This is a genomic window from Porticoccus sp. GXU_MW_L64, from assembly GCF_052983295.1.
In genome coordinates, this window is the sequence record NZ_JBRKJK010000021.1 from 26,080 (window position 1) to 33,175 (window position 7,096).

The window sequence follows — 7,096 nt, forward strand, 5'->3', positions numbered from 1 at the left end:
GAGCTTATTGCTCGAACATCGCGCTGATGGATTCTTCGTTGTTGATGCGGCGAATGGTTTCCGCCAGCATCGGCGCCAGCGACAGCTGGCGAATTTTGCCCAAAGCCTGGGCTTCTTTGCGCAGTGGAATACTGTTGGTAACCACCAGTTCGTCCATCTGCGAGTTGGTAATGTTATCCAGCGCCTTGCCAGACAGCACCGCATGGGTGGAGTAGGCCACCACTTTTTTGGCACCGTTTTTCTTGAGGGCGTTGGCGGCGCCGCACAGGGTGCCGGCGGTATCTACCATGTCGTCCACCAGCAGGCAGGTTTTGCCTTCCACTTCACCGATCAGGTGCATCACTTCGGCAACATTGGCTTTGGGGCGGCGCTTGTCGATAATCGCCAAATCACAGCCCAGCAGCTTGGCGGTGGCGCGGGCACGCACTACGCCGCCGATGTCGGGCGATACCACAATCAAATCGTCGTAGCGTTGGTTGCGAATGTCTTCCAGTAAAATCGGGGTGCCGAATACGTTGTCCACAGTGCAGTTGAAAAAGCCCTGAATCTGCTCTGCGTGCAGGTCTACGGTAACTACCCGCTCAACGCCGACGTTGGCAATCATGTCGGCCACCACTTTGGCGCTGATGGGGACGCGAATGGAGCGTACCCGGCGATCCTGCCGAGCGTAGCCAAAATAAGGAATGACCGCAGTCACAATGGAGGCAGAGGCGCGGCGCAGGGCGTCTGCCATCAATACCAGTTCCATCAGATTTTTGTTGGTCGGCTTGCAGGTGGACTGGACAATAAAGACTTCTTTGCCGCGCACGTTTTCGCAGATTTCGATGTTGATTTCGCCATCGGAAAATTGCGATACCACGGCATTGCCTACCGGCACGCCGAGAATAGAGGCGACTTCCGCCGTCAGCTCCGGATTGGCGTTTCCGGAGAAAACCATCAAGTTGGCCACAGTAAGATCCTTGATAGGTAGTACCCAGGTTGCAATCCCGCGCCCTGCATTGCGGGAAAATTACGGGAGAGAAAAATGGCAGGGGTAGGAGGACTCGAACCTCCGAATGACGGGATCAAAACCCGTTGCCTTAGCCACTTGGCGATACCCCTGCAGATAGCTTTCGGCCACTTCTAAAAATTCACTATTTTTAGAAGTGCCCTTTCGCTATGGGCGGGATCCGGAATCGTAGAGTGGTGACCGATTAACACCCCTGGCTACGAACCCCTGAGTATTTTCTGGCCTTTTATCCAAGGCTGCCATAGCAGCAGGTTGGGACGAAAAGCGGGCAAATACACAGGCACCGGTTCCAGTCATTCGAGCATTTTCGTCGTATTTTCGCAGCCATTCCCGTGCTTTTCGCACCTCGGGATGCAGTGTTTCAACAACGTTCTGGCAGTCGTTTCGCCAGCCCTGCTCGAAAGAGGCGCGTATTTTCAGGATTGGTGTGTCCCTTGTCAATGCCTGGTGGGAAAAAATTTTGGCGGTTTCCACATGGCAGTTGGGGTGAATCACCAGGAACCAATCGTCAGCAGTTTCAATGGGGGTGAGTCGCTCGCCAATGCCTTCCCCCCAGGCAGTGTGGCCGCGCACGAAAACCGGCACATCGGCCCCCAGCTGCAAGCCCAGCTCCGCCAGCTGATCGGCATTTAAAGGCAACTGCCACAAGCGTTTCAGCCCCACCAGTGCAGTGGCGGCGTTGGAGCTGCCGCCGCCCAGCCCGCCGCCCATGGGCAGGCGTTTGGTGAGCTGGATGTTGGCACCTTGTTGGCAGCCGCTGTGCTGCTGCAACAGGCGTGCGGCTTTATATATAAGGTTGTCTTGCAGTGGCACTCCGTCAATGGCGGGGTGAATGCGAATGTCGCTGTCATCGCGAATGCTAAAACCCAGCTCATCGCCGTAATCGAGCAATTGGAACAGGGTTTGCAAATTGTGGTAGCCATCCTCCCGCCGCCCGGTGATGTGCAGGAACAGGTTGAGCTTGGCCGGTGCGGGGAGGGTGATGGTCATGTTTATGGGTTGCGGGTTGCGGGTTGCGAACCATAGCAAAGCTTGGGACTGATTGCAGGGTAACAATTTAGAAGTGCTCTTTATCGACTGTGTTGTGGCCAGCAACTTGTCGCTTCTGTACCATGCGCGCCCCTGTTATGATCTTGCGGCGAAAACGGAATCCATAATGTCATGAGTCGAGACTACTCAAACTACGGAAAAGGCAAAAAACGCAGCGCCTCTTCCCGCGGGCAAACTACGCGCCGCAAAGCACCTGCGGCGCGCAAGAAAACTGCGGCGGGCAGAAATGGCGGCATGTTCTGGTTTGTTTCCGGACTGGCGGTGGGCAGCCTGGCCACCGCGATGATTCTGGTGCCTGAAATACGGCCAGAACTGGGCCAGGACACGGCCATTACAGAAACGCGTCCGGCGCCTGTAGAGCAGAGCGAGCCGGAGTTCGAGTTTCACAGCCTGCTGCGTCACGACGAAGTAGTGGTACAGCAGGAAGCGCCTATCCGTGAAGTGGAGGTTTCCTCACCTGTGGCGCAACAGCCGCCGCTAAACAGTGATGCGGCCACTCCTGAATCACAGGCGGTGGCACCGGTTCAAGCGGTTACAGGTAGTGAGATGTTCTTTGTACAGGCAGGGTCGTTTTCCAAGCAACAGGACGCAGAAACCCGCCGGGTGCAGTTGATGCTGATGAACTTTACCAATGCCGATATTGAAAACGTACGCGCCAGTGCTGGGCAAACCCGTTACCGGGTGATTGTCGGCCCCTTTGACAGTCAGCGGCAGATGACCACGGCGCTCAATCGCATTTCCTCACAGGGGATTGAAACCCTGCCGATCAAGCGTAAAAGATAAAGAAGGACGTCCTGCTTTACCGGGCTATTCAATCCCTTTGTGCGCCGGGATACTCAACTTGAAGGCAATAGCCAGTGCGCGAATCACAAACGCAGTGGCGCAACCTGCGAGAATGCAAAACAACTCTGGCAGGCCAAATAGTGTCGCCGACACCGCGTAGCCCAGAGCGCCCACCAGGGATGCGGTAATGTATACCTCGCGCTGAAACACCATCGGTACCTGATTCAAAATCACATCGCGGATAATGCCGCCCACGCAAGCACTGAACATACCCATAATGGCCGCCACCGGAATGCCCATTCCCAGGGCCGCGGCTTTTTGCGCACCCAACACGCTGAACAACGCCATGCCCACTGCATCGGCCCACAGCAATGCCTTTGACCCCCGGTTGATCGAACGACTGGCAAAATACGTAATTACCGCCGCCACCGTACAGGTGGTGACGTAGTGCCACTGGGCCAGCCAGAATACCGGCACATCCAGCAGTAAATCCCGCAAAGTGCCGCCGCCAATGCCGGTGATATTGGCGATAAAAATAAAGCCGATAATGTCCAGCTTTTTGCGCGCCGCCAGCAGTGCACCGGACGTGGCGAAGGCGGCGGTGCCGGCAAAGTCGAGAAATTGCAGTAGGGTCACAGGTTTTCCTGAATAAACAAAACGCAAACAAAAAGCCCCGCACAAGTGCGAGGCTTTATGGGTATGGTGCCCAGAGACGGAATAATAATGTCGCACTAAATATTTGATATAATTGATTAAATGTTGTTTGCATTTTTGATTTTGCCCCCATATATGCCCCTTGAAAACTGAGCTGAATATATAAAAATGAAAAAAGGCTGACACTCTATTAGGTTGCCAGCCCTTTATGTAAAGCCTAGGGGGATGCTGCTTTAATTTTATTTATACGTCCCAATCGGGGGAAGTTTTCATATCTGTCTCCATTTTTTAGTAGCGCTATTAGCAGTAGACTGGTGTAGGCTATTTTCCTTCGAGAAAGGATTACCTCACAAGTTATTAATGATTGTCAAGTGCCTGGGAAGCCGGTGCTTTACTGTTATCCTTGCCGCTCAGTAGATTTCGTGCTTTTGTGAGGATATCTCTATCAACCTCTCTACCCTGGCTTTCTTCGGCAATAAGTAAATCAATTAGTTCCTTGGCGATAGACTGGGCTTTTTCAAATTGTTTTGTGTAGTCATATGCGCACATTAATGTGTCTGCTTGCGTTATTTTTTTAATTTTCGATGCTTGGTATAGTCTTTCAAATTCAGGCAACATTTCTTCTATGACGGTATTAAACTTCTCTCTTTTCCATGTTAGTCCATTGAAATAAACTATTTCTAGAGAAAAATATATTGTGTTATTCAATAGGGATAGCTTTTGCTCTTCGCTCAAACTACTGACCTTAAAGCCTGGTAGGGTTTGAGTGTATGCTTGCTCAAAATTTTGTTGGATTCTATTTATGTCTGGCGGTGATATTTGTAGTAGTCTTCGTGCTTCTTTCCAATAAGCAAGACCAAGTGTAGTGTAAAGACCAACCTCTATTCTTTTTAGCTCTTGGTTTGGGAGAGATATCTTTCTTTTATCTTCAGGGAATTTCGACAAGATCGTGATGTACTTTCTACATCGTTTTAACTGCTCCCTAGCAAGGTCAAATTTCGATATTTTTAGTAGGGCCTGACCAAGTCTAAATCTGATAACTGGGTAGCTTGGATATTTCTTTATCAAGTATTGGTAATTGTTAATTGCTTCCAGTGTTTCGCTTTCATTGCCAGTGGAAAGCCTACAAAGAGATTCATCCATTTTTACGTAGTAGAGAAAAAGCCTTTCTCCTTCTTTGCTGTCTATTGCGCGGTTATCTGTTATTTGGCGGGCTAATTTGTTTAATCCTTCGGCGGTATTGCTAAAAATTTGTTTGGTTTTTGATGATGACTCTGTTTTTGTCAAGGCTCTTTGGTGTCGTAAGCTCATGTATGCTTCAATAACGGAGTCTTTTACGCCTAAAGATTTTAAATTTTCTTTGACTAATTCATCTGTATCGAGCGATTGAATGGTGCCATTGTGAATCTGACCACTATTGCCGATGGCCATATCTTTGATGTTGTCTGCGTACTCTGCGCAAGAGTCTAAAAGTTTTTTAAGAGTTAAAAGGTTTTTTTCTACTAATATAGGGTTTTGAATTTTACTTTCATTTTTTCCTGATCTCCCTTGGTAGCCATATTTGTGGTCAATTTCTCCCCAAGCATCTTCAAATACTGTTCTTATCTGTATTTCGATGGGGATTTTATAGGTGGAGTTAAATTCAGGTACGCCAAGGTCGATTTTAGATACAAGGTGTATGCTGGAATATCTTGCTGCAGATGCTTCTTCTTTAATTTCCCACCTTGGGAGAAGATTGTATGAGCATATTGTGTTTATGATTTCACTAATAATTGGATCATTTCCTATTGATGGAGTATATATAATTGCCTCTACAAGAGAGTCTTTTAAAAAGGGGTTTGGCTTGTGTTCGGTTTTATGTGAAATTAGCGAGAGAATTAGTTCTGTTACTGCCCTCATGTCTTTTCTGAATAAAGTTACCACACGCAAGCCAAGCACATCAGTTATTGATCCGATGTTGTAATCGTGATTATTTTTCTTCTTTATTTCTACTTTTTTAGTTAATTTATCCCATTGCTTTATTCTTGATTTGTATGCATAGCAGATATCCTGTAGATCAGAGGTTTTTAGTATATTTGATAATTGTTCGTCAGCTTGACGGGCGGTGCTGGATATCTGTGAGGCTAGAAATTTTATGTCTTCCATGCTTTTTATATTCTCTATAGTGCAGTAAGTTTTGTAACAGGTTATAGGATTGTGAAATTAAGAGAGGTGTGTTGGACTAAAAGTATCAACATCTCAGTGGGCTTTTTAAGCGTCATTACTTTCGATTATGCGTATACAGCAACTGTTTTCAAAGTGAATCTTGCCTGTCGAAACAAATGTGTCATAAATGGCTTGCAAATTCTCTACTCTTGAACTCGGTATACCGTCGAAGGTTTCCATACGCTTAATGGTGGAAGCACCAACCCCCGAATGCTTAGCCAGCTCTTCGATTGACCATCGTAAATAAGCTCTGGCCATCCGTATCTGTCCAGATGTAATCAATGTGTTGCTCCCTTAAATAGAAACAGAAAGTTCAAATTATGAACTGATACGGACTATATGACAGCTATATTGGTTTATTTTTATTGGAAGTTAGCTATAATGGCTAATAATGTGTCTTTTATGTGTCACTTTTGCATAAATGCATATTGACTACCTTCACTATTAACGACAAATAGGAGCAGTACACCTTTAAGCCGATGCGCCCACCCAGGAGCAGCCACTCACTGGATGGACGACTTACCACAACTGACTATTTAGGAGTCCGTTATGATCAACACCGATTCTAATCCATCAGTGGCTACAACACCGCACGATGATGAACACAATGTCCCCTGCTTGGCAGATGGCCCATTTTACGTTTCCGAAGAGCTAACAGAGCTGGTTTGTTTAATCGCTTTCTTGCAGGACTCCTTAGAAGCGATGTGGGAGATTTACAATTTTGATGACAAGAAAACCAGAGACGGTATCTGCGTTCTTGTCAGTAATTTGAAAGAACGGTCGGAGCGTACGCTTAAGAAGGTACAGAGGCAAATAGCTGATGGCGTACGTGAGAAAATGGCTAAAGCTCAACAGGAACAAGAGCCGAAGCCAGACGACGAAGACAAACCTGCTCCAACCCCTGAAACCGATGTTTCTGATTCGTCTTCTCCGGAAGCGGCAACTGGTGACTTTGACCTCGACACCTGCGAAAAGGACAAGCTGCATCCCGCTGTTTGCTTACCATCGGAGGAAAGCCGCAAATACTGGTACGGTGGTGGCAAAACCATGCTGGTCGATGAGATTGATTATATGGAAGATATCAACTATTTCTTCCACAAACTACTGGAAGCCTTATTCGAAAGTGATGACGTGCGTGAATCCATGGATTGGGGGCTTGCCAAACACGGCCATTATCCAATGGAAAGACTGGATACGCTTAAGACACTGCCAGTTGCGGCAGACAGCCATTAAAGAAAGTGCCAATCTGAAAGGCTGAGGTGTTAAGTGACCCGGCGTCGGGTAAGCCGACAGTATTGCTACTGCCGGCTCCCCTAAGAACCGTACGTGCAAGTTTCCCTGCATACGGCTCAAGCCTTTCAAAGGCCGAGTAATCAACCCGGCAACAAGACCGAT

Annotated in this window: 6 protein-coding genes and 1 tRNA gene; 2 read left to right on the forward strand and 5 right to left on the reverse strand. The window is 48.0% G+C overall.

Annotated features, from left to right (window positions below; all coding sequences use genetic code 11):
• Positions 1-4 precede the first annotated feature (4 nt).
• The 3 genes from ACVBEJ_RS13690 to ispE form a co-directional block, all read right to left on the reverse strand.
• Positions 5-937, reverse strand: a complete 933-nt coding sequence (locus ACVBEJ_RS13690) for a ribose-phosphate pyrophosphokinase (protein WP_447130205.1) — start codon at positions 935-937, stop codon at positions 5-7.
• A gap of 88 nt (positions 938-1,025) precedes the next feature.
• A tRNA-Gln gene (locus ACVBEJ_RS13695) sits at positions 1,026-1,101 on the reverse strand.
• A 55-nt stretch (positions 1,102-1,156) separates the two neighbouring features.
• Entirely contained in the window at positions 1,157-1,999 is an 843-nt protein-coding gene (gene ispE / locus ACVBEJ_RS13700; protein WP_447130198.1) for a 4-(cytidine 5'-diphospho)-2-C-methyl-D-erythritol kinase, read from the reverse strand.
• A gap of 171 nt (positions 2,000-2,170) precedes the next feature.
• On the opposite strand from ispE, the gene ACVBEJ_RS13705 reads away from it, so the two are divergent.
• Positions 2,171-2,842, forward strand: coding sequence for an SPOR domain-containing protein (locus ACVBEJ_RS13705; RefSeq protein WP_447130199.1), 672 nt, complete (start codon positions 2,171-2,173; stop codon positions 2,840-2,842).
• 24 nt (positions 2,843-2,866) lie between these two features.
• Here ACVBEJ_RS13705 and ACVBEJ_RS13710 read toward each other — a convergent pair whose 3' ends face one another.
• Both ACVBEJ_RS13710 and ACVBEJ_RS13715 read right to left on the reverse strand, forming a co-directional pair.
• Complete coding sequence (locus ACVBEJ_RS13710; protein WP_447130200.1) at positions 2,867-3,478, reverse strand: trimeric intracellular cation channel family protein; 612 nt, start codon at positions 3,476-3,478, stop codon at positions 2,867-2,869.
• 375 nt (positions 3,479-3,853) lie between these two features.
• Complete coding sequence (locus ACVBEJ_RS13715; protein WP_447130201.1) at positions 3,854-5,641, reverse strand: hypothetical protein; 1,788 nt, start codon at positions 5,639-5,641, stop codon at positions 3,854-3,856.
• A 609-nt stretch (positions 5,642-6,250) separates the two neighbouring features.
• On the opposite strand from ACVBEJ_RS13715, the gene ACVBEJ_RS13720 reads away from it, so the two are divergent.
• On the forward strand, positions 6,251-6,934 hold the full coding sequence (locus ACVBEJ_RS13720) for a hypothetical protein (RefSeq protein WP_447130202.1): 684 nt from the start codon (positions 6,251-6,253) through the stop codon (positions 6,932-6,934).
• Positions 6,935-7,096 lie beyond the last annotated feature (162 nt).